The sequence below is a fragment of the Mesorhizobium sp. ANAO-SY3R2 genome (assembly GCF_042466635.1).
Taxonomy (GTDB): domain Bacteria; phylum Pseudomonadota; class Alphaproteobacteria; order Rhizobiales; family Rhizobiaceae; genus Aminobacter.
This window is the reverse complement of the sequence record NZ_CP159955.1, coordinates 1,566,703-1,589,208: the sequence shown is the minus strand read 5'-3', so window position 1 is coordinate 1,589,208 and position 22,506 is coordinate 1,566,703. Positions and strand designations below refer to the sequence as shown.

General features: G+C 63.4%; 22 protein-coding genes. 11 read left to right on the top strand and 11 right to left on the bottom strand.

All coding sequences use genetic code 11. The annotated features are described in order from the left end of the window. Nucleotides 1-23: 23 nt before the first annotated feature. Entirely contained in the window at nt 24-1,427 is a 1,404-nt protein-coding gene (locus ABSY17_RS12420; RefSeq protein WP_378950874.1) for an L-serine ammonia-lyase, read from the bottom strand. Nucleotides 1,428-1,728: 301 nt separating this feature from the next. Next, nucleotides 1,729-1,986, bottom strand: coding sequence for a hypothetical protein (locus ABSY17_RS12415; RefSeq protein WP_378950871.1), 258 nt, complete (start codon nt 1,984-1,986; stop codon nt 1,729-1,731). Between the two features lie 264 nt (nt 1,987-2,250). Between ABSY17_RS12415 and ABSY17_RS12410 the strand changes: the two genes are divergently transcribed. Beyond that, nucleotides 2,251-3,006 carry a DUF599 domain-containing protein gene (locus ABSY17_RS12410; RefSeq protein ID WP_378952640.1) on the top strand — a complete coding sequence of 252 codons (756 nt, stop codon included), beginning with the start codon at nt 2,251-2,253 and terminating at the stop codon, nt 3,004-3,006. Here the strand turns inward: ABSY17_RS12410 and ABSY17_RS12405 are convergent. The 6 genes from ABSY17_RS12405 to ABSY17_RS12380 form a co-directional block, all read right to left on the bottom strand. Next, nucleotides 2,955-3,752 carry a YdcF family protein gene (locus tag ABSY17_RS12405; protein ID WP_378950868.1) on the bottom strand — a complete coding sequence of 266 codons (798 nt, stop codon included), beginning with the start codon at nt 3,750-3,752 and terminating at the stop codon, nt 2,955-2,957. The genes ABSY17_RS12410 and ABSY17_RS12405 overlap by 52 nt on opposite strands. 40 nt (nt 3,753-3,792) lie before the next feature. Continuing rightward, nucleotides 3,793-4,482 carry a YEATS-associated helix-containing protein gene (locus tag ABSY17_RS12400; RefSeq protein WP_378950865.1) on the bottom strand — a complete coding sequence of 230 codons (690 nt, stop codon included), beginning with the start codon at nt 4,480-4,482 and terminating at the stop codon, nt 3,793-3,795. A 127-nt stretch (nt 4,483-4,609) separates the two neighbouring features. Then, nucleotides 4,610-6,106: an Asp-tRNA(Asn)/Glu-tRNA(Gln) amidotransferase subunit GatA gene (gatA, locus tag ABSY17_RS12395; RefSeq protein WP_378950862.1), complete on the bottom strand. Its 1,497-nt coding sequence runs from the start codon at nt 6,104-6,106 to the stop codon at nt 4,610-4,612. Nucleotides 6,107-6,171: 65 nt separating this feature from the next. Then, nucleotides 6,172-6,459 (bottom strand): Asp-tRNA(Asn)/Glu-tRNA(Gln) amidotransferase subunit GatC, encoded by a 288-nt coding sequence (gene gatC, locus ABSY17_RS12390; RefSeq protein WP_378950859.1) that lies wholly within the window; start codon nt 6,457-6,459, stop codon nt 6,172-6,174. An 83-nt stretch (nt 6,460-6,542) separates the two neighbouring features. Then, nucleotides 6,543-6,974 carry a hypothetical protein gene (locus ABSY17_RS12385; RefSeq protein ID WP_378950856.1) on the bottom strand — a complete coding sequence of 144 codons (432 nt, stop codon included), beginning with the start codon at nt 6,972-6,974 and terminating at the stop codon, nt 6,543-6,545. A 31-nt stretch (nt 6,975-7,005) separates the two neighbouring features. Then, the gene (locus ABSY17_RS12380; RefSeq protein ID WP_378950853.1) at nt 7,006-7,713 is read right to left on the bottom strand and encodes a metal-dependent hydrolase; all 708 of its coding nucleotides are present in this window, start codon (nt 7,711-7,713) and stop codon (nt 7,006-7,008) included. A 129-nt stretch (nt 7,714-7,842) separates the two neighbouring features. Between ABSY17_RS12380 and ruvX the strand changes: the two genes are divergently transcribed. Continuing rightward, a complete protein-coding gene (gene ruvX / locus ABSY17_RS12375) occupies nt 7,843-8,328 on the top strand; it encodes a Holliday junction resolvase RuvX (RefSeq protein ID WP_378950850.1) in 486 nt (161 codons plus the stop codon). On the opposite strand, the gene ABSY17_RS12370 is transcribed toward ruvX, so the two are convergent. Together ABSY17_RS12370 and ABSY17_RS12365 are read right to left on the bottom strand one after the other, a co-directional pair. Then, on the bottom strand, nt 8,295-8,606 hold the full coding sequence (locus ABSY17_RS12370; protein ID WP_378950847.1) for a DUF6105 family protein: 312 nt from the start codon (nt 8,604-8,606) through the stop codon (nt 8,295-8,297). The genes ruvX and ABSY17_RS12370 overlap by 34 nt on opposite strands. Before the next feature lie 188 nt (nt 8,607-8,794). Next, nucleotides 8,795-10,423, bottom strand: coding sequence for an acyl-CoA dehydrogenase family protein (locus ABSY17_RS12365; RefSeq protein ID WP_378950844.1), 1,629 nt, complete (start codon nt 10,421-10,423; stop codon nt 8,795-8,797). Nucleotides 10,424-10,606: 183 nt separating this feature from the next. Between ABSY17_RS12365 and ABSY17_RS12360 the strand changes: the two genes are divergently transcribed. The 4 genes from ABSY17_RS12360 to dprA are packed head-to-tail and all read left to right on the top strand — an operon-like array spanning nt 10,607 to nt 14,631. Continuing rightward, nucleotides 10,607-11,572, top strand: a complete 966-nt coding sequence (locus ABSY17_RS12360) for an aspartate carbamoyltransferase catalytic subunit (protein WP_378950841.1) — start codon at nt 10,607-10,609, stop codon at nt 11,570-11,572. Beyond that, on the top strand, nt 11,569-12,855 hold the full coding sequence (locus ABSY17_RS12355; RefSeq protein WP_378950838.1) for a dihydroorotase: 1,287 nt from the start codon (nt 11,569-11,571) through the stop codon (nt 12,853-12,855). The genes ABSY17_RS12360 and ABSY17_RS12355 overlap by 4 nt, the downstream gene beginning before the upstream one ends. 34 nt (nt 12,856-12,889) lie before the next feature. After that, nucleotides 12,890-13,501: a glycerol-3-phosphate 1-O-acyltransferase PlsY gene (gene plsY / locus ABSY17_RS12350; protein WP_378950835.1), complete on the top strand. Its 612-nt coding sequence runs from the start codon at nt 12,890-12,892 to the stop codon at nt 13,499-13,501. After that, complete coding sequence (gene dprA, locus ABSY17_RS12345; protein ID WP_378950832.1) at nt 13,498-14,631, top strand: DNA-processing protein DprA; 1,134 nt, start codon at nt 13,498-13,500, stop codon at nt 14,629-14,631. Before plsY ends, dprA begins: the two co-directional genes overlap by 4 nt. Here dprA and ABSY17_RS12340 read toward each other — a convergent pair. After that, the gene (locus tag ABSY17_RS12340) at nt 14,593-14,799 is read right to left on the bottom strand and encodes a hypothetical protein (RefSeq protein WP_378950829.1); all 207 of its coding nucleotides are present in this window, start codon (nt 14,797-14,799) and stop codon (nt 14,593-14,595) included. The two genes, dprA and ABSY17_RS12340, sit on opposite strands and share 39 nt — an antisense overlap. Nucleotides 14,800-15,081: 282 nt before the next feature. On the opposite strand from ABSY17_RS12340, the gene topA reads away from it, so the two are divergent. The 5 genes from topA (at nt 15,082) to ABSY17_RS12315 (ending at nt 22,498) form a co-directional block, all read left to right on the top strand. Beyond that, nucleotides 15,082-17,715, top strand: coding sequence for a type I DNA topoisomerase (gene topA / locus ABSY17_RS12335; protein WP_378950826.1), 2,634 nt, complete (start codon nt 15,082-15,084; stop codon nt 17,713-17,715). Between the two features lie 6 nt (nt 17,716-17,721). Then, complete coding sequence (gene rnr / locus ABSY17_RS12330; protein ID WP_378950823.1) at nt 17,722-20,040, top strand: ribonuclease R; 2,319 nt, start codon at nt 17,722-17,724, stop codon at nt 20,038-20,040. Between the two features lie 2 nt (nt 20,041-20,042). After that, nucleotides 20,043-20,480 carry a DUF983 domain-containing protein gene (locus tag ABSY17_RS12325; protein WP_378950820.1) on the top strand — a complete coding sequence of 146 codons (438 nt, stop codon included), beginning with the start codon at nt 20,043-20,045 and terminating at the stop codon, nt 20,478-20,480. A gap of 73 nt (nt 20,481-20,553) precedes the next feature. After that, the gene (locus ABSY17_RS12320) at nt 20,554-21,294 is read left to right on the top strand and encodes an NUDIX hydrolase (protein WP_378950817.1); all 741 of its coding nucleotides are present in this window, start codon (nt 20,554-20,556) and stop codon (nt 21,292-21,294) included. Between the two features lie 7 nt (nt 21,295-21,301). Continuing rightward, the gene (locus tag ABSY17_RS12315) at nt 21,302-22,498 is read left to right on the top strand and encodes an MFS transporter (protein ID WP_378950814.1); all 1,197 of its coding nucleotides are present in this window, start codon (nt 21,302-21,304) and stop codon (nt 22,496-22,498) included. The last annotated feature ends 8 nt before the right edge of the window (nt 22,499-22,506 follow it).

The following is a 22,506-nucleotide window of genomic DNA, read 5'->3' as shown; positions in this document are numbered from 1 at the left end:
TGTTGTTTTGCACAGGTGCGGCCTCAGCATTCGACGACGTTGACCGCGAGACCGCCAAGGCTGGTTTCCTTGTATTTCTCGCTCATGTCCATGCCGGTCTGGCGCATCGTCTCAATGGCGGCATCGAGCGGCACGAAATGCTTGCCGTCGCCCTTGATGGCAAGCGATGCGGCGGTCACCGCCTTGACCGCGCCGAGCGCGTTGCGCTCGATGCACGGCACCTGGACAAGGCCCGCAACCGGATCGCAGGTCATGCCGAGATGGTGCTCGAGCGCGATCTCGGCGGCATTCTCGACCTGCTCGGGCGTTCCGCCCATGACAGCGCACAGGCCGGCAGCGGCCATGGCGGAGGCCGAACCCACCTCGCCCTGGCAGCCGACCTCAGCACCAGAGATCGAGGCGTTGGTCTTGATGATGCCGCCTACCGCCGCAGCGGTCAGCAGGAAGTCGCGAATGCTGTCCTTGTCGGCCTCGACATGGAAGTGCAGCCAGTAGCGCAGCACGGCCGGCAGCGTACCCGCCGCACCGTTAGTTGGCGCGGTGACGACGCGTCCACCGGCCGCGTTCTCCTCGTTGACGGCCATGGCGTAAATCGACAACCAATCGTTGGCGAGCAGTGGATTGGGCCGGTTCTGGCTCCACTGCTCCTGCAGCTTGTCGTGCAGCTGGCGCGCGCGGCGGCGGACTTTGAGCCCACCGGGCATGATGCCGTCCTGCGACAGCCCGCGGTCGATGCAGCGGCTCATCGCATCCCAGATGGCGTCGAGACCGGCGTCGAGCTCGGCGCGCGATGTGTGGACTTCCTCGTTTGCGCGCTTCATCTCGGCGATGGAAAGCCCACTCCGCGCCGCCATGGCCAGCATCTCGACGGCGTTCGAGAAGGGGTAAGGCACGCGCTTGCCCGAGGCGGGCGCTGATGTCTTGGCCTTCATGCGCTGCAGCTCTTCCTCGGAGACGACGAAACCACCGCCAATCGAGTAATAGATGCGTTTCAGCAGCAGCCTGTCGCCGGAGTCGTAGGCATAGAATGCCATGCCATTGGCATGGCCGAGCAGCGGCGTCTTCTTGTCGAGCACGAGATCGACGGCCGGGTCGAAGCGATAGGTCGGATGACCGGGCGGTGAGATCCGCTTGTCATGGGAAATCTTGTCTACGATGGCGTCGGTCAAGTCGGGATCGACCGTAACCGGTGTCAGGCCATGGAGGCCAAGAATGACGGCGCGGTCGGTGCCGTGGCCGACGCCGGTATAGGCAAGCGAACCGTGCAGGCTTGCCCCGATACGGTCGACCACAGCACCTGCCGGTCGCGGCCAGTCGCCGCTGAGCATTTCGTCAAGGAAGCGTGCAGCCGCCGTCATCGGCCCCATCGTGTGCGAACTCGATGGACCAATGCCGATCTTGAACAGGTCGAATACCGAAAGAAACAATGCCTACTCCCTGCAACGGAACCCGACTGCTGATGCCCGACTGCATATGTATGCAATCAATCTGCCTTTTTCACGCCAAGCACGTGGCGCGCTCCGACCTGGTCTGCTCGGCGCGCGACATTCGAAAAATGCTTAGTGCATGACCCCGAAAATCGGAATCGGTTTTCGGAAAGGATCATGCACAAATTCAAAGTGCTACAGCGTCCTTTTTGGACGCGCGGCGCTGTAGGGTTGTGCAAGGCCATGACGCAAAAAAGCGCGGCCCAGCCGCGCTTCCTGTTTCGATCCAAGCGCCTGAGCGTCAGCCCGCGCCCACGATAACCGCCTTCTCGGCGCCGCCGCTGATGAGCCAGGCAAGCAGGAGAAAAACCGCAAAGCCAACCACTGCCTTGGCCGTGAGGCCCCAGCAGGATTTCTGAACGTCGTCATCCATGATGTGATGCAAGACCCTTTTCTTCGCCGAGTAGGCGTTTGGCACGCCATTCCAACTCGCTGCGAGTAAGCGCATTGCATACGCGGTGGCACCGCTTTTCGCAACTGCAAAAAGTGGCGAAACCATGGCAAAACCAGCTTTGCGGCGGCACTTGAGTTAACATATTTTTATTTAAATCAGCTACTTGCTGCGCAGAGCTCGTTTACCAAATCAAAACCTTTGCGGCAGCACGGCGGCAGCCTGACGCTATCGATATCGCGCATCCGACCATGCTAGAGCGACGGGCATTCTGACGAATGCAATTCTGCCGCTCTATCCATTTTCTTAGCCGCATTTGTGCGACGCCAGACGATTCCGTCTGGCTGCAAAATGCTCTAGTTTTCGCCAATGATTGGCGATTCCTTGCATCTGTTGGGCCCATTGGCCCGCCTTGACTTCGCAGCACTGGCGTTCTTTCTAGCCGGCTGGACCCTTCATGCGCTGGCGTCCGAAGGTCATATCGTCAAGCGGCTGTCGCTGACACGGGCGATGAATGCGCAGCGCGCCGCCTGGATGGCGACGATGGCGCGCCGCGAGGTCCGCATCGTCGACACGTCTATCATGAATGGCCTCCAGCAGGGCACGGCCTTCTTTGCCTCGAGCTCGCTGATCGCCGTGGGCGGATGCTTCGCCCTGCTCGGCGCCTCGGACCGCGTGCTTGCGGTGCTGAGCGACGTGCCTTTGGCGGGCGCGACGGCACGCCCGCTATTCGAGATCAAGGTCATCGGCCTGATCGCCATCCTCGCCTATTCGTTCTTCAAGTTCGGCTGGTCCTATCGGCTGTTCAACTACTGCTCGATCCTGATTGGCGCCGTGCCCCATCTCCGGAGCGGCAGCGAGCCAGACGAGAGTATCGAGATCGCGGTGCTGCGGGCGACCTATATGAACCAACTGGCTGGCAAGCATTTCAACGCCGGCCTGCGCGGCGTGTTCTTCTCGCTCGGCTATCTCGGCTGGTTCGTCGATGCGCGCGTCTTCTTCGGCACCACCGTCGTGTTGCTGGCAGTACTCGTCAGGCGCCAGTTCTTTTCGGAAGCACGGCAGGCCGTTCTCGTTCAGCGGCCGGGCGCGGGAAACGGCTCGTCGATCCTGCCGGACAGCCAATAGGCCATCAGCCCGATCCACTCGCGTATGGCCATTGTCGTGTTGGCGAGTGAATCGGCGGGGTTGTCAGTGAACAGCCCTATGCCCTCCCGGCCAGAGGTACGGTAGTCGACCGGCCATGCGACGACCGGAAAACCAGCTTTGGCAAACAAAGCCATCGAACGCGGCATATGGAAAGCCGACGTGACCAGCAGCCAGGTTTCACCGGGCTTGGGCGTGACCAAGTCCTTGGAGAACAGCGCGTTCTCGTAGGTGTTGCGCGATCGGTTTTCGAGAACCATGCGCTCGCGCGCGACGCCGAGCGCTTCGAGCAGCCGGGGTGCGGTATCGGCATCGCCCTCGCCCTCAAGAACCAGCGCACCCGTGCCACCTGATACGACAATCCTCGCATCCGGATACCGCCGCGCGAGGATCGCCGTCTCGACGAATCGATCGCCGCCGCTGTTCAGTTCGTAGCCGCCCCTGGCGAGGTTGATCGCCCCCTCGAAGCCGCCACCAAGGACTACGATGCCGTCGACCTTTTCAGGCACCGCAGGGCGCGGAAAGCGCTCTTCCAGGGGATTGAGCATCAGGGAGCCGAGAGAGGTCCATGTCGCCGCCACAAGGACAAGCAGCGACGTCAGCGTGGCCGCCCGGAACAGCCGCCGGCGTCCAAGGAAGTTGGCGACGAAGCCGGCGGCGAGCAGCAGGATGGCGAAGTTGAGCGGCTGGGCGAAGAACCAGAAGATCTTGGACAGGTAGAAAAACAAATCGGAACACCATTGGGAACAGGGGGAATGCCACCTATTCCTACCTCTCGACGAGTTCGTAGAAAACCACCCCTGTCTTGCCCGACGTCGTTCGGACGACGTCTCCGTTGTGGACCAGCGTGTTCAGGATCTCTCGCACCTTGTCCTTGCCGATGCCGGTGTCGGCAGCAATGCCCGTCACGGTGCGCTTCAGATATGCGCTCGTGTTGAGGGCATCGACGACCCGCCCTTCATCCCCCGTGGCGGAGACGGACAGTCCTGCAATTCTTGGCGTGGCAGCAGCCGGCGACGCCTGGTTGCCGCCTTCGATCTTCTCGGCAATCAGCTCAAGGTTGCCTTGCGTCTTTTCCTCAAGCGATTCGATCTTTTCTTCGTTCTTCCTGGCCAGGCTCAGCGCCCTTTGTGCCAGATTTTCGATGAAGCTCGGAGCGACGGCACCCGCAAGGACGCAAAAGCCAGCGACGACAAGAATGTCGGCTGCAACCGTCGAACGGTCCGCGCCCGACAAGATATTGCCGATGATGTCGTTGTTGCCGATCGACAGGAACAGCGGAACCACCAGCGCGGCTGCCGTACCGAGAACGAAGACCGACGAACTGCCCTTCAGGCCGGTGCGCCCGTCCCGGAATGACAGCGCCGGTTCCTTGGCAGATTCAAAATTGATGAAGTACCTGGCGAAGCAACCGAGCCAGCCAGACAGGATCATTGCCGCAAGCAACGAAATCAGCATCGCCCTCTCCCTCGACAAGCTGCGATCTACAGCTTATTCAAAGTTGCAGGCGATGCAATATATCAACCCAAAATTGCAGCAGCCATCTGACTGGCTACCATTTCACGGACAGCCGTAGCGCAAAGGCCTACCACCACTTCTCCGGCTGGAAGCGTCCTGCCGCCTGCTCGATGACATGAGCGGTCTGGAACAGCGTTTCCTCGTCGAACGGCCGGCCGATGAGCTGCAGGCCGAGCGGCAGGCCATGACCGTCGAGACCGGCCGGCACCGCGATGCCTGGCAGCCCGGCCATGTTCACCGTCACCGTGAAGATGTCGTTGAGATACATTTTCACCGGATCTGAGGCCATGTCCTGATCAGCAATGCCGAAAGCAGCCGACGGCGTTGCCGGCGTCAGGATCACGTCAACGCCAGCAGCGAAGGCCAGCTCGAAGTCGCGCTTGATCAGCGTGCGGACCTTCTGTGCCTGGAGATAGTAGGCATCGTAGTAGCCGGCCGACAGCACATAGGTGCCGATCATGATGCGGCGCTTGACCTCGCGGCCGAAGCCGGCGGCGCGGGTGTTCTCGTACATCTCGACGATGTCCTTGCCCGGCACGCGCAGGCCGTAGCGGACGCCGTCGTAGCGGGCGAGATTCGAAGAGGCCTCGGCTGGGGCCACGATGTAGTAGGCCGGCAGTGCATATTTGGTATGCGGCAGCGAGATATCGACGATCTCGGCGCCGGCGTCCCGCAGGTAGGCGATGCCCTTCTGCCAGAGCGCCTCGATATCCTCGGGCATGCCCTCGACTCGGTACTCCTTGGGAATGCCGATCTTCATGCCCTTGAGCGACTTGCCGATTGCCGCCTCGTAGTCGGGCACCGGCAGGTCGACTGATGTCGTGTCCTTGGCGTCGACCGAAGCCATCGACTTGAGCAGGATAGCCGCATCGCGCACGTCGCGTGCGATCGGGCCGGCCTGGTCGAGCGACGAGGCGAAGGCGACCGTGCCCCAGCGCGAGACACGGCCATAGGTCGGCTTGATGCCGACGGTGCCGGTGAAGGCAGCGGGCTGACGGATCGAGCCGCCGGTATCGGTTGCGGTGGCGCCAGCGCACAGGAATGCAGAAACCGCCGCTGCCGAGCCGCCGGACGAACCGCCGGGCACCAGCTGCGCATTGTCGAGGCCGCCGCCGGGGCGCGAGCGCCGCCACGGGTTGATCACCGGGCCGTAATAGGAGGTCTCGTTGGACGAGCCCATGGCGAACTCGTCCATGTTGAGCTTGCCGAGCATGACGGCGCCATCGGCCCAGAGATTGGCCGTCACCGTCGATTCGTAGCGCGGCTCGAAGCCGTCGAGCACATGGCTGCACGCCTGGGTATGCACGCCCTCGGTTGCAAACAGGTCCTTGATACCGAGCGGAATGCCTTCGAGCGCACCGCCTTCGCCCTTCACGAGCTTGGCATCGGAGGCCTTGGCCATCTCGCGCGCCTTGTCGGGCGTGGTGGCGACATAGGCGTTAAACGTCGGATTGGCCTGCTCGATCGCCGAGACATAGGCGTCGGTCAGCTCGGTGGCCGTAATCTCCTTGCCGCGCAGCTTCTCGCGCGCTTCGGCAATCGTCAGTCTGGTCAGATCGGTCATGGCGAAATCACTTCGGGTCACGCAGCCGAACGCTGCTTGTGGTAAAAAACGTGGCCGGCCAACGCCTATTCCACGACTTTCGGCACGAGGAAGAAGTTCTCGTCGGTGGCCGGTGCATTGGCGACGATATCGGCGGCCTTGTTGCCGTCCGTGACGACATCGGCGCGCTTCTTCATCTCCATCGGCGTAACCGAGGTCATCGGCTCGACGCCCGACACATCGACCTCATTGAGCTGCTCTACAAAGCCCAGGATTGTGTTCAATTCGCCGGTCATGCGCTGGGCGTCGTCTTCGCTTACCGCAATGCGGGCGAGATGCGCGACGCGCTTGACTGTCTTGAGATCAACGGACATCGAAAAACTCCGGAAGGCCGGGAAAATGGTCAGGTCGGGCTATAACGGCGCGACGCCCGACGCGCAACATGGTTGATCATGCCTCAGGGCATGGTGATGCCGGCACACAGATAGTAGGTGCCCGAATTGTCCGTCTCGCCGCCCTCGTCGTCGATGGTGCGGACCGAGCCGACCTCCAACTGGGTCGGGTTCAGTTCGAGGATGGACAGCGTATCAGGGAACATGTGGCCCGGCTCCTGGCAAAGCGCGGTCACGGCCCAGGCCGGAGACCGCTTGGCGCGGGTGACGTTCAGGAACTCGCAGCTGTACTCGACACTTTCAATGCCCCGCGCCGACAGAATCAGCGAGCCTGCATCGATCAGGCTCTGCAGCGTTTCCTTCTTTGCCTGGGCACAGAGCTCTTCGGATTGGAGATAGACGCCCTTGATGAAGTCCTCGGCCTGGGCGGCCGCGGGAGCGCCGAGCAGGAGAAGCCCAAGAGACACAGTCCCAAATCGCCAGTTCTTCATCTTCATTCCCCCTGCACCCGCGCACCGCCGGAAAAATTCAAATATCAGTAGCCACGCCCACCTTCGGCAACACCACCTCGATGCCCGAACCTTCCAGCCCGTCGACGAACTTATCCGGCGTCTGGTCGATGATCGGGAAGCTGGCGTAGTGGCATGGCACCACCGTCTCGAACTTGAAGAACCGCCGGCACGCCAGAGCCGCCACCGCCCCGCCCATGGTGAAGCGGTCACCGATCGGCACGATGCCAATCTCTGGCTGATGCAGCTCGTTGATCAGTGCCATGTCGGAGAAAATGTCGGTGTCGCCCATATGGTAGAGCGTGCGCTCTCCCGGGAAATGCAGGATCAGCCCACCGGGATTGCCGAGATAGGTGTTTGTCCCTCCCGGCCCGCTCGCCGACGACGAATGCTGTGCGGCAACAAAGGTAGTGGTAAACCCACCGCAATCGACCGTGCCGCCTACATTGCCGGGATTGATGACCTTGTCGCTGACGCCCTTGCCGACGAGATACATGCAGATCTCGAAATTGGCGACCAGCATGGCGCCCGTCTTCTTCACGATTTCGGCGGCATCGCCGATATGATCGTCATGACCGTGGGTCAAAAGCACATGGGTCACGCCGTCGGCCGCCTGATCCCAGGATTTGCCCCAGGACGGATTTCCGGTGAGGAACGGGTCGATCAGGATATTGGCGCCCGCCACTTCGATGCGGAACGCCGAATGTCCGTACCAAGTCAGTTTCATCGTTCCGGCACTCCTCGCAATTTCGTTTCCTAAAGGATAGAACGCGCCGAGCCTCTGTCAAAGGGTCTAAAGCATACTGGCGGCGCGTTCTTTGAGCGCGCCCGGTGAACCGGTTGAAAGGAAAGCCGCTTGGCCATCATCACCATCGAAGAGCTTCCCGCGCTGCTTGCAGGCGGCAAGACGCTTGCCGGGCTCGACCTTGGCGACAAGACCATCGGTGTGGCGGTGTCCGATCGCGGACTCTCCTTCGCCCATCCGCGCCCGGTCATCATGAGGAAGAAATTCACGCTCGACGTCACAGCGCTCCTCGCCATGCTGGCCAAGGAGAACACGGCAGCGATCGTCATAGGCCTGCCGGTCAACATGGACGGCTCCGAAGGCCCGCGCGCGCAAAAATCGCGCGCCTTCGTGCGCAACATCGCCAACCTGACCGACCTGCCATTCGCCTTCTGGGATGAACGGCTGTCGACCGTGGCTGCCGAGCGCGCGTTGCTGGAAATGGACGTGTCACGCAAGAAGCGCGACGGCAGGATCGATTCGGCGGCCGCCGCCTTCATCCTGCAGGGCGTGCTCGACCGGCTTCACGCATTGGGAGCAGATTCGGCCGCGAGATAGCGCTGGCGCAACAACTTCACCCTTTCGGCGATCAACTGGCGGCGACGGAACGCCCAGATCGCCAGAATGATCATCGTATCGAGGAAAAAGGCCTTGCCCATCATCCACGGAATCGTTGCGGGATCGACGCCGATCATTTCACCATAGAGGTCGAAGAGCGCCAGATTGAATGCGCGGCTCATCATCAGGTAGCCGAAATTGATGTCGTTGATCGACAGGAAATACCAGCCCCAGAAAAGCACCAGTGGCGCAGCCCATATACCGAATATGTAGCGCATCAGGATGCTTCCTCCGCGCTTTCGACGTCTGGGGTCAAAGAGATGGTCATCGGGCGTCCCGCTTCCTTGTCGGAAGACAGTGGCCCTTGCTGGCCCTTAGTGCAACGTAAACCATTTATTAAGGTTAACGCACAACAGGCAGTTGCAATACCATCCTGACCGCCACGGCCCGGTCGGTAGCAGCCTTCTCAGCCAACCTGCGGGTAGAGCGTATCGATGATCAGCCGCGAATCGTGGCGGGCGTCGAGCATGCCGTAGGTGCCGCGCCATTGGCCGGCCAGGCGCGTCTCGATGAAGGCGTCGGCGATGCGCCCTGCCCCCATGCGGCGCAGTTCTGCGGCTGCAGCGGAGATCGCCAACTGCTCGGTGAGGATGCGCGCCGAGCCCTCGTCGGAACTCGCCACCTGCATCGCCGCCCGGAGAACGCCAAGAATGCTGCGCCCGCCTGCCCCCAGATCGCGCTCGATACCGGCAAGCACATCGTCGAACAGGCCCGGCGCACGTCCCAGAACCCTGAGGACATCAAGCGCCATGACGTTGCCCGAGCCCTCCCAGATCGCGTTGACCGGGGCCTCGCGATAGTAGCGCGCAAGCGGCGCTTCCTCGACATAGCCATTGCCGCCCAGGCACTCCATCGCCTCGTAAAGAAGCGCAGGGGCAATCTTGCAGACCCAATATTTCACCACCGGCGTCATGGCGCGCGCAAAGGCAGCCTCGCCGCGATCCGATGCGGCTTCATCGAAGGAGCGCGCCAGGCGGAAGGCCAGTGCGGTGGCTCCGGCGACGTCGAGCGCCATGTCGGCAAGCACGCGCTGCATCAGGGGCTGGTCGACCAGATTGGCGCCGAAGACCTGACGGTGGCGGGTGTGATGGACAGCCTCCGCCAGCCCTGCCCGCATGATCGCCGACGAGGCGACAGCGCAATCGAGCCTGGTCAGCGTGACCATGTCCATGATCGTCTTCACGCCGCCGCCGGGTTCGCCGACCAGATCGCCGATGGCGCCCGCGACCTCAACCTCGGCGGACGCGTTGGACCTGTTGCCGAGCTTGTCCTTGAGCCGCTGGAATTGCAGGCCGTTCGAAGAGCCGTCGCTGAGGACGCGCGGAACCAGAAAGCAGGAAAGGCCCTCCGGTGCCTGAGCGAGCATCAGGAACGCATCAGACATCGGCGCCGACATGAACCACTTGTGGCCGGAGAGCCGGTAGAAACTGCCACCGGCGCGTTCGGCCCGCGTGGTGTTGGCGCGCACGTCGGTGCCGCCCTGCTTCTCGGTCATGCCCATGCCGAGCGTAAGCCCTGCCTTTTCGACCGGCGGCTTCTGCGCCTGGTCGTATTTGCGCGTGGTGACGCGCGGCGCCCATTCCCGGAACAGCTTCGGGCTCGCCATCAGCGCGGCAAGCGAGGCGCTGGTCATGGTGATCGGGCAAAGGTGACCGCACTCGAGCTGGGCGGTCAGATAGAAACGCGCTGCGCGAATCTGATGCCTGCGACCAGCCTCGGAACCGCCATTCTCCCACACGGACGAGTGGAGACCGCCCGTAATGGATCGGCGCATGAGCGCGTGGTAGGCCGGATGGAACTCGACCTGATCGATGCGGCGGCCCTGGCGATCAAATGTCCTGAGCTTCGGCACCTCGCTGTTGGCAAGGCGCGCTAGGTCCTGCGCTTCCTGGGTCAGCACAAAGCGCCCCAGCCCGTCGAGATCTCGGCGGACCGGTTCGGAAAAGCCCTCCGCGATCTGAATCAGCAACGGGTCGCCGCGCCAGGCATTGGAGCCCGTCAGCGGAGGTGTCTGGTTCGGCACGTCCTGCGTCACGCCTTGTCCTTCATCGGTGGGGTGGCGGGCACGATTCCGCCACCATGGCCCGCTTTATAGCCGAAAAGCTTATGGATAGCTTATGATGCACCCAATATGCGATGAAAATCGCAGGGGAGAACTTTCGTCCGCAAAATGCCGGCTTGCGGCTCATTTGAGCACGGCCTATAGCAGCGACTTGAGATGACCGACACCCAGCCCCTGCCGCTCTACCCGCACAGCCATCTTCTTGGCATCAGCAACCTTTCCCCATTGGACATAGAGATATTGCTCGACCGCGCCGACGCGGCCGTGTCGATCTCGCGCCAATCGGAGAAGAAGACCACGACGCTACGTGGGCGTACCCAGATCAATTTGTTCTACGAAGCCTCGACGCGCACGCAGTCGTCCTTCGAACTCGCCGGCAAACGCCTCGGCGCCGACGTCATGAACATGTCGGTTGCGAGCTCTTCGGTGAAAAAGGGCGAGACGCTGATCGACACGGCGATGACGCTGAATGCGATGCGGCCTGACATCCTCATCATCCGCCACCAGTCGGCGGGTGCCGCCGCCCTGCTTGCCCAAAAGGTCGGCTGCTCGGTGGTCAATGCCGGCGACGGCGCGCATGAGCATCCTACCCAGGCGTTGCTCGATGCTCTGACCATCCGCCGCGCCAAGGGCAACATCTCGCGCCTGACGGTGGCGATCTGCGGCGACATCCTGCATTCGCGCGTGGCGCGCTCCAACATATTGCTGCTCAATGCACTGGGCGCGCGCGTTCGCGTCGTGGCGCCCTCGACGCTGCTGCCTTCCGGCATCGCCCAGATGGGCGTGGAGGTGACGCAATCGATGGCCGAAGGCCTGAAAGGTGCCGACGTCGTGATGATGCTGCGCCTGCAGCGCGAACGCATGGCCGGCGCCTTCGTGCCTTCGGTGCGTGAATATTTCCGCTACTGGGGCCTCGACGCCGAGAAGCTGAAGGCGGCCAAGGAAGACGCCTTGGTGATGCATCCGGGGCCGATGAACCGCGGCGTCGAGATCGCCTCGGAAATCGCCGACGGACCGCAGAGCGTCATCCAGGAACAGGTGGAGATGGGCGTTGCCGTGCGCATGGCGGTGATGGAAGCGCTGCTCGACCCGCGCCGCAACCGCGACGGTGAGAACGCATGAGCATCACGGTTTTCCAGCGCGCCCGCATCGTCGACCCCTCCCGGGGCATGGACGAGACCGGCACCGTCATCGTCGATGGCACCAAGATCGTCGCTGCAGGCGCCGACGCGCTCAACCAGGGCGTCCCCGGCGGCGCCAAGGTGATCGACTGTGCCGGCAAGGCAATCATCCCCGGACTGGTCGACAGCCGCGTGTTCATCGGCGAACCGGGAGGCGAGCATCGCGAGACGATTGCCTCGGCCAGCATTGCTGCGGCAGCCGGCGGCGTCACCTCGATCGTGATGATGCCCGACACCGACCCGGTGATCGACAACGTCGCGCTGGTCGAATTCGTACTCAGGACGGCGAAAGACACCGCATCCGTCAACGTCCTTCCGGCGGCGGCCATCACCAAGGGCCTCGAAGGCAAGGAAATGACGGAATTCGGCCTGCTGCGCGAGGCCGGTGCCGTCGCCTTTACCGACGGCCGCCATACCATTGCCAACTCGCTGATGATGCGCCGGGCGCTGACCTATGCGCGCGATTTCGGCGCGGTGATCGTCCATGAGACGCAGGATGCCGACCTTGCCTCGTCAGGTGTGATGAACGAAGGCCTCTATGCCAGTTGGCTCGGGCTTTCGGGCATTCCGCGCGAGGCCGAGATGATCCCGCTCGAACGCGATCTTGCGCTCGCGCGCCTGACGCGCGGCAACTACCACGCCGCGAAGATCTCCACCGCCATGGCAGCCGGCGCCGTCGCGCGAGCCAAAGCCGATGGCGCCAAGGTGACCTCAGGCGTGTCGATCAACAACCTGTCGCTCAACGAGAACGACATCGGCGAGTACCGCACCTTCTTCCGGCTGGCGCCACCGCTGCGCGCCGAGGAAGACCGCCTTGCCATGATCGAGGCGCTCAAGGACGGCACCATCGACGTGATCGTATCCTCGCACGACCCGCAGGACGTCGACACCAAGCGCCTGCCCTTCGCCGATGCCGCTGTCGGCGCAATCGGGCTGGAGACTCTGCTGGCGGTTGCTCTGCGCCTGTACCACAATGGCGATGTGCCGCTGATCCGCTTGGTGGAGGCGCTTTCGACGGCGCCGGCAAAGCTGTTCGGTCTTGCCGGCGGCACGCTGAAGCCGGGTGCCTTGGCCGACCTCGCGCTCGTCGACCTCGACGAGCCGTGGATCGTGCGCGAGGCGGACATACGCTCGCGTTCCAAAAACACCTGTTTCGAAGGCGCCAGGCTGCAAGGCAAGGTCTTGAAAACGATGGTCGCTGGACGCACAGTGTTCTCGGCTTGATACGTTCGGGCCACGGGGGAGAAGAAGTATCTTGATGCCGGATGAAATTTTTCCGACGGCCATGCATGTGCTCGTTGCGGCCGTCGTATTCGGATATCTGTTGGGCTCGATCCCCTTCGGGCTGCTTTTGACGCGGGCGGCCGGCCTCGGCGACGTGCGCAAGATCGGCTCAGGCAACATCGGCGCGACCAATGTCCTGCGCACCGGCAACAAGAAGCTTGCGGCAGCAACCCTGCTGCTCGATGCGCTCAAGGGAACCGTTGCCGTCATCGTCGCCAGCCGTTGGAGCCAGGACGCGGCGATTGCCGCCGGTTTCGGGGCCTTCATCGGCCACCTCTATCCGATCTGGCTCGGCTTCAAGGGCGGCAAGGGCGTCGCCACCTATCTCGGCGTCCTGCTAGGCCTTTCCTATCTCGGCGCACTGGCATTCGCCGTCACCTGGCTGCTGGTTGCCTTTGTCAGCCGCTATTCCTCGCTCGCCGCACTGGTCGCCGCCGTCGTGGTGCCGATCGCGCTTTACATGATGGACATGCCCAGCGCAGCCGGCCTGCTCGCCCTGATGAGCCTCATCGTCTTCATCAGGCACCGCGCCAACATTTCCAGGCTGCTATCCGGCACCGAATCGCGGATCGGGTCGAAAGGATGACCCACCCCGCCGCCGGCCCGCAACTGAGCGACCGGCAGCGGCTGAACTGGCTACGCCTGATCCGTACCCCCAATGTCGGCCCGGCGAGCTTTCGCGACCTGATCAACCGCTTCGGATCTGCCGAAACGGCAATCGAGATGCTGCCCGAAATCATGCTGGCGGGCGGTGCGAACAGGATTGCCCGAATACCGTCGGTCGCTGAAGCCGAAGCGGAGGTGGAAGTGGCGCGCAAAGCTGGTGCGCGTTTCGTCGCCATCGGCGAACAGGATTATCCGGCGCTGCTCAAGCGCATGGATCATCCGCCGCCGCTGCTGGCCCTCAAGGGCAATGCCGCAGTCTTTACCCTACCGCCCGTGGCTATCGTGGGCGCGCGCAATGCCTCGCTAGCCGGAATCAAGATGGCGCGGCAACTCGCAGCGGAGCTCGGCCGCAGCGGCTATGCCATCATCTCCGGTCTTGCCCGTGGCATCGACACCGCAGCCCACCAGGGTAGCCTCGACACCGGGACCGTGGGCGTGCTCGCCGGCGGGCTCGACCGTCCCTACCCGGCAGAGAACATTGACCTCTGCGCCGAGATTGCCGAACGCGGCGCCATCGTTTCGGAAATGCCGTTCGGCTGGGAGCCGCGCGCGCAGGACTTTCCGCGCCGCAACCGTATCGTTGCCGGGCTGGCGCTCGGCCTGGTGGTGGTCGAGGCGGCGAAACGTTCGGGTTCGTTGATCAGTGCGCGGCTGGCCGGCGAAATGGGTCGCCTGGTGTTTGCCGTGCCCGGCTCTCCCCTCGACCCCCGCGCCGCAGGTACCAATGGCCTTCTCAAGGAGGGGGCGACGCTGGTGACGGAAGCCGGCGACGTGATGGAGGCGCTGGCGCCGCTTGTCGGCGGCCCGCTGCCTGTGCCGACCCGCCTCGAGGAGCCGCCGGACTTTTCAGCCACCCCGCCACCCGCCGACGACGACCGCGCCCGCGTCATAGAGGCACTGGGCCCGGTGCCTGTCGAGATCGACGAATTGATCCGCCACACGCAGTTGCACCCGGCGCAGCTCTTCATGATTCTACTGGAACTTGATCTTGCCGGCCGCCTCGAGCGCCACTCAGGCGGACGTGTTTCGATGGTTGCGCCTGAGGCTTGAAGGTGCCTCGCCGCGGATGATGTCGCCAGCTTCGATGTAAGCCATCTCGATCAGGTAGGCGAGCATCATGCAGCGTTCTGCTTCTGCCATGACCCGGAGTTGACCGAGCATCGACTGCACATAGTCCAGCGTTTCGGCTCGCCTGCGTGCAGGCGCCGTTTGGTGCATGGCTTTGACTTTCCCTCGAATACCCCAAGCGGAAGGCTACATGCCGCCGCGCATCGCCCGAAGCGCCTGGCGCAACCAGCGATTGCATAAACATATCACGCACACCTTAGATTGCAATGCATCCAGATGCACATCTTGTGGTTGTATTCCCGCAAAGCGCACCCGTTTTTGCCCCCTTCCCCTTGACCGGACGAGAAAGGGCAGCCATTTGACGTGCGACTTGAATTATGTTCGCCACGCGCCATTGCCGTGTCCTGGCGCCCACTGGAAAATCAGCCACATATGGACGTCGTTGTCGTCGAGTCACCGAACAAGGTGAAAAGCATCAACAAGTATCTGGGTCGGAACTACAAGGTTCTGGCCTCGTTCGGCCATGTCCGCGATCTGCCGGCCAAAGACGGCTCGGTCAAGCCGGACGAAGATTTTGCCATGTCCTGGGCTGTCGACACCGCGTCGGCGAAGCGGCTCAGCGACATCGCCAAGGCCGTCAAGGAAGCCGACGGACTGATCCTCGCAACCGATCCGGATCGCGAAGGTGAAGCCATCGCCTGGCACGTGCTCGAGGTGCTGAAGCAGAAGCGCGTGCTCAAGGACAAGACGATCAAGCGCGTTGCCTTCAACTCGATCACCAAGCAGGCCGTGCTCGAAGCCATCGCCAATCCGCGTGAGATCGACCCGCCGCTGGTCGACGCCTATCTGGCGCGCCGCGCGCTCGATTATCTCGTCGGCTTCACACTCTCGCCGGTGCTGTGGCGCAAGCTGCCGGGCGCCCGCTCGGCCGGCCGCGTCCAGTCGGTGGCGCTGCGCTTCGTCTGCGACCGCGAAGCCGAGATCGAACGTTTCGTCCGCGAGGAATACTGGCAGATCGCAGCCATTCTCGGCACGCCTCGGGCGGAGAATTTCGAGGCCCGGCTCACCGTCTACGACGGCAAGAAACTGCAGAAGCTCGACATTTCCTCGCAGGCCATGGCCGACGAGATCAAGGCAATGCTCGACGGCGCGTCCTTCAAGGCGCTGTCGGTCGAAGCCAAGCCGACCAAGCGCAATCCGAGCGCGCCCTTCACTACGTCGACCCTGCAGCAGGCCGCGTCCTCGCGCCTCGGCTTTTCGGCAAGCCGCACCATGCAGGTCGCCCAGCGCCTCTATGAGGGTATGGAGATCGGTGGCGAGACCGCCGGTCTGATCACCTATATGCGTACCGACGGCGTGCAGATGGCGCCTGAGGCTATCGAGGCCGCGCGCGAGGCCATCGTCAAGGAATTTGGCGCCAGGTACCTGCCCGAAAAGCCGCGCCAATATACGACCAAGGCCAAGAACGCGCAGGAAGCGCACGAGGCCATCCGTCCGACCGACTTCAACCGCACGCCGACCGAGATGCGTAAGTATCTCGATGCCGACCAGGCCCGTCTCTACGAGATGATCTGGAAACGCGCGATCGCCAGCCAGATGCAGCCGGCCGAGATCGAGCGCACGACCGTCGAGATCGAGGCGCGCAACGGCACAAAGACCGCCGGCCTGCGCGCTGTCGGTTCGGTCACCCGCTTCGACGGCTTCATCGCAGCCTATACCGAGCAGAAGGACGAGGATTCGGAAGACGAGGAAAACCGTCGCCTGCCCGAGATCCGCGCTGACGAAGCGCTCAAGCGCGAGACCGTCAACGCTTCCCATCACACCACCGAACCGCCGCCCCGCTACTCCGAGGCGAGTTTCATCAAGAAGATGGAAGAACTCGGCATCGGTAGACCCTCGACCTATGTCGCGACGCTGAAGACGCTTGAAGACCGCGAATACGTGAAGATCGAAAACCGCAAGCTCGTGCCCGAGCCCAAGGGCCGGCTCGTCACCGCCTTCATGGAGAGCTTCTTCGAGAACTATGTGGAGTACGACTTCACCGCATCGTTGGAAGAAAAGCTGGACGAGGTCTCCGACGGCAAGCTCGCCTGGCGCGACGTGCTGCGTGACTTCTGGAAGGACTTTTCCAGCGCTGTCGACGAGATCAAGGAACTGCGCGTCACCGACGTGCTCGATGCGCTGAACGAAGAACTGGCTCCGCTGGTCTTCCCCGAACGCGAGGACGGCTCGAACCCGCGCATCTGCCCGAAATGCGGCACCGGCAACCTGTCGCTCAAGCTCGGCAAGTATGGCGCCTTCGTCGGCTGCTCGAACTATCCCGAATGCGGATTTACCCGCCAGCTCGATGGGCCCGGTGGCAATGGCGAGAATGGCGGGCTCGAGGACGGCACCAAGGTGCTCGGCACCGATCCCTACACCAGCGAAGAGATCACCCTGCGCAGCGGCCGCTTCGGCCCCTATCTCCAGCGTGGCGAAGGCAAGGAAGCCAAGCGCTCCAGCCTGCCCAAGGGCTGGACGCCGGCGAGCATCGACCACGAAAAGGCGCTGGCACTACTGGCACTGCCGCGCGACGTCGGCGCCCACCCCGAATCCGGCAAGATGATTTCTGCCGGTCTCGGCCGCTATGGCCCGTTCGTGCTGCACGACGGCACCTATGCCAATCTCGAAAGCATCGAGGATGTGTTCTCGATCGGCCTGAACCGCGCGGTCACCGTGCTTGCCGAAAAGCAGTCGAAGGGCAAGGGTGGCCGGGGCGGTGCTGCCGCCGCGGCTCTCAAGGAGCTGGGCGAGCACCCCGCCGGCGGCGGGAACGTCACCGTGCGCGACGGCAAATACGGCCCCTATGTCAATTTCGGCAAGGTCAATGCTACGCTCCCGAAGGGCAAGGATCCCGCTACGGTGACGATGGAAGATGCGCTTGCACTGATCGCCGAAAAAGAGGCGAAAGGTGGCGGGGCCAAGAAGCCGGCCCGCGCTGCAGCCAAGAAGCCGGCCGCGGCCAAAAAAACTGCCAGCAGCGCCGCCAAGAAGCCGGCCGCCAGCAAAGCCAAGAAGAAGGACTGACCGACCTTGGCGCGAAAGATCTCCGGACGAAACGCCGGCACCAGACGCGCCGCAAGCGACGAGGTCCGCGGCAAGGACGTCTATCGCCCCTCGCGCGACGAAATTCTTCGCTATGTCGCGGAGAATCCGGACCGCAGCGGCAAGCGCGACATCGCCAAGGCCTTTGCGCTCAAGAATGAGGACCGCATCTGGCTCAAGGAGCTTTTGCGCGACCTGCAGGACGAGGGCCTGCTCGAAAAGAGCCGCAAGCGCCTCAAGCGCGCCGGTGCGCTTGCCCACGTCGCCGTGCTCGACATCTTCGGCCGCGATGCGGAGGGCGCCCTGCTCGCCCGCGCATCCGAACAGCCGGAAGGCCCAATCGTCCTGATCAGACAGCCACGCGGCGGCACCGGACCGACGCCCGGCGTCGGCGACCGCGTGTTGGCCAAGACCTTTCCGATCGAGGACCATCTCGGCGACGAGAACGAGCCCGCCTATACCGCGCGGATCATGAAGGTGTTCGAGAAGCGCAGCGACACTGCGCTCGGCGTCTTCCGCATCCTCAAGGACGGCACCTTCCGCATCGAACCCGTCGAACGGCGGCAGCCGGAACTGGTGGTCGACAAGGATTCCCAGGGCGGCGCCAAGGACGGCGATCTGGTCGAGGTGATGCCGGAGCGCGCCAGCCGCTACGGCCTGCCGCGTGCCAAGGTGATCTCGGTGCTGGGCTCGCTGACCAATGAGAAGGCGGTCTCGATGATCGCCATCCATGCCCACGACATCCCGCACATCTTCCCAGCCGAGGTGATCGCCGAATCCGAGGCAGTCAAGCCGGCGACGCTCGACGGCAAGCGCGAAGACTGGCGCGAGCTGCCGCTGGTCACCATCGATCCGCGCGACGCCAAGGACTATGACGATGCGGTCCATGCCGAGCCGGACACCGACGAGAAGAACGTCGGCGGCGTGGTGGTGACCGTGGCCATCGCCGACGTTGCCGCCTATGTCCGCCCCGGATCGGCGCTCGACCGCGAGGCGCTGAGGCGCGGCAACTCGGTCTATTTCCCCGACCGCGTCGTTCCCATGCTGCCCGAGCGCATATCCAACGATCTGTGCTCGCTGCGCGAGGCTGTCGACCGGCCCGCACTTGCCGTGCGCATGACCTTTTCCGTGGAAGGCCGCAAGATCAGGCACTCCTTCCATCGCATCATGATGCGCTCGTCGGCCCGCCTCGCCTATCAGCAGGCACAGGCGGCAATCGACGGGATGCCCGACGACAAGACCGGGCCGATCCTGGAGACGATTCTCAAGCCGCTATGGGCCGCCTATGAGGTGCTCAAGCGCGGCCGTGACAGCCGCCAGCCGCTCGAGCTCGACCTGCCCGAGCGCAAGATCCTGCTCAAGCCCGACGGCACTGTCGACAGCGTCATCGTTCCCGACCGCCTCGATGCGCACAAGCTGATCGAGGAGTTCATGATCCAGGCCAATGTCTCGGCTGCCGAGACATTGGAGAACAAGAAGCAGAAGCTAGTCTACCGCATTCATGACGGACCGTCGCTCGCCAAGCAGGAATCGCTGCGCGAGTTCCTGCAGACCATCGGCCTGTCCCTGGCGCGTGGTGCAGCGATGCGGCCGAGCCAGTTCAACGGCATCCTTGAGCGCGTGCGTGGCGAAGACAACGAGCAGTTGGTGAATGAGGTCGTGCTGCGCTCGCAGAGCCAGGCCGAATACAACCCCGACAATATCGGACACTTCGGCCTCAATCTGCGCCGCTACGCGCACTTCACGTCGCCGATCCGCCGCTACGCCGACCTGATCGTCCATCGTGCGCTGATCGGTTCGCTCGGCCTTGGCGCCGGCGGGCTCACCCCCGCCGAGGAAGCGCGGTTGGACGAGATCGCCGGCCTGATCTCGCAGACCGAACGACGCGCCATGGCCGCTGAGCGCGATACTGTCGACCGGCTGATCGCCGGTTTCCTGGCCGAGCGGGTCGATGAGACCTTCGACGCCCGCATCTCCGGCGTCACCAAGGCGGGACTATTTGTCCAATTGCCGCAATATGGGGCAGATGGTTTCATCCCCATATCGTCCTTGGGGGACGAATATTACCATTTTGACGAAGCCGCCCGCTCCCTTTTCGGCGAGCGCACCGGCAAGGGCTATCAGCTCGCTGACCGCGTGGAAGTACGGTTGGTGGAGATCGCCCCGCTGGCCGGCGCCATGCGATTCGAGATGCTGACCGAACCGAAGCCCCTGCCCGGCTCGAAGCGGTCGTTCCACAAGGCGAAGGGGCAACGATCGCGTGCCCGCGCCTCCCAGCCGAGGCGTGGACCGCGCGCCAGGAGATGACGATGGAAGAACAGGTCTTCGGCGGCGACCTTCAGCACGCCACCCGGGCAACGCGCCCGCTTTGGCCGGCGATCAAGCGCGGCCTGTTCTGCAAATGCCCGAATTGCGGCGAGGGCAAGCTGTTTACCTCCTTCGTCAAGACGGTCGACCGCTGCGAGGCCTGCCACGAAGAGATGTTCCACCACCGTGCCGACGACCTGCCCGCCTATCTGGTGATGGTCATCGTCGGCCACATCGTCGTCGGTGCCTTCATGGCCATTGAAGCCAACAGCACGTTGTCGATGTGGCAGCATCTGGCCATCTGGGTTCCGCTGACCATCGGCTCCGCACTCGCCATGCTCCGTCCCATCAAGGGGGGCGTGGTCGGCGTGCAGTGGGCACTTTACATGCACGGCTTCGGCGGCGAAGACGACGCTATAGACGGCCATCCTGAGGCCTGAGCGAGCGCTGGCGCAATGCCATCTTGCGGCCAAGCGCTTCCTTCCACGCCAACATTCCGTTAGGAGAGCCGCGATGGATGGCCTGAGCAAAGCACAACTCGACACGATTGAAGCCAAGGAGATGGCGCGCGATGCTGCTCCGATGCGGCCGCGCGACGCGGCGACGCTGATACTGCTCGACCGCAAGGGCACCGAGGTGCTCGTGCTGATGGGCCGGCGGCACATGAAGCATGCCTTCATGCCCGGCAAGTTCGTCTTTCCTGGCGGGCGAACCGATCCGGCCGATAGCCGCATCAAGATCACTGAAGAACTGAACCCCATCGAAGAGGCCAAGCTTCGCTCTGGCGTGGGGCGCGTCAGCGCCGCGCGCGCCCGGGCAATCGCGCTGTCCTCGATTCGCGAAACCTATGAGGAAGCCGGCCTTCTGATCGGCCGACGCGGCGCATTTTCGACCAGCAAGGCCGATTGGCAGGGTTTTGCCGAACATGGCGTCGAGCCGGCACTGGGCCGATTGCGATTCATTGCCCGCGCGGTGACCCCTCCCGGCCGCGTGCGCCGATTCGACACCCGTTTCCTCTCTGCCTGGCGCAGCGACGTGGCGGTCGAGTTGCCCGGCGGCGGCCCCACCAACGAGCTCGAAGAACTGGTCTGGCTGCCGCTGGCGGACGCCATGAAGGCCGACATTCCCGCCATCACCCAATCGGTGCTCGGGGACCTCAGAGAGCGGCTGGAGGTCGACCCGGAGCTCAATCCCGGCTGCCCAGTTCCCTTCTATCGCATGATCAACCGACGCTTCCGGCGCAACTTTCTCTAGGCTTTCCATGACCGAGACCACCAACGAGGCTCAGGCCGTCGAGCATGTGCAGTGGCGGTCGATTTCCGCCGCGATTGCTTCGATCAGCGTCGTCGGCATCGCCATCGGACTGGGCGTTCCCCTGCTCAGCGTGATTCTGGAATCGCGCGGCCATTCGTCCTCCATGATCGGGCTCAATACCGCCGTCGCCGGCTTCGCTTCGATCGCCGCGGCACCGCTGGCGACACCGATCGCCATGCGCTTCGGCGTCGTCTGGACGATGCTCGCCATGATTCTGGTCGGCGCCATCGCCTTTGTCGGTTTCCATTTCGCGCCCTCGTTCTGGATGTGGTTTCCGCTGCGCGCCGCGCTGCACTTCGCCCTCACGGTGCTGTTCATCCTGTCGGAGTTCTGGATCAGCACCTGTGCCCCTCCGCACCGGCGCGGTCTGGTGCTCGGCATCTATGCCACCGTGCTTTCGCTCGGATTCGCTGCCGGCCCCTGGCTGTTCTCGCAGATCGGCAGTACCGGTTTCCTGCCGTTCGGACTGACGTTCGGACTGGTCATGGTCGCCGCGATTCCAGTGCTTCTAGCCCGCAGCGAGAGCCCCAAGATCGTCGCCGAGGGTGGCAAGGGCGGCTTCTTCCGCTACATCTGGATCGTTCCCACCGCTACAGCCGCAGTGCTGGTCTTCGGCGCGGTCGAGACGGGTGGCTTTGCGCTGTTTCCGGTTTATGGCGCACGAGTCGGCTTTTCGGAATCAGAGGCGGCACTCTTGCTGGTGATGATCGGCTTGGGCAATTTCCTGCTGCAGATCCCGATCGGCATGCTGAGCGACCGCGTCCGCGACCGCCGAGTATTGCTGCTCATCTGCGCCCTCGTCGGGTTGGCCGGGACGCTGGCGATGCCATTCCTTACGGCAAGCTGGCACCTGATGGCCGCAATGCTGTTCGTATGGGGCGGCGTGGTTGCGGCCCTCTACACGGTTGGCCTTGCCCATCTCGGCTCCCAGCTTTCCGGCCGCGATCTCGCCTCGGCAAATGCCGCCTTCATCTTCTGCTACGGGCTCGGCATGATCCTGGGTCCGCAGATGATTGGCATCTTCATGGATATCTTCGGCCCGAACGGATTCGGCTGGGCGCTAGCGATATTCTTCGGCGGATATATCGCCATCGGACTGGGTCGGGTTGCCGCGAAATCGAGCCTCGCACGCTCAAAGGCTTGACTTTCCGG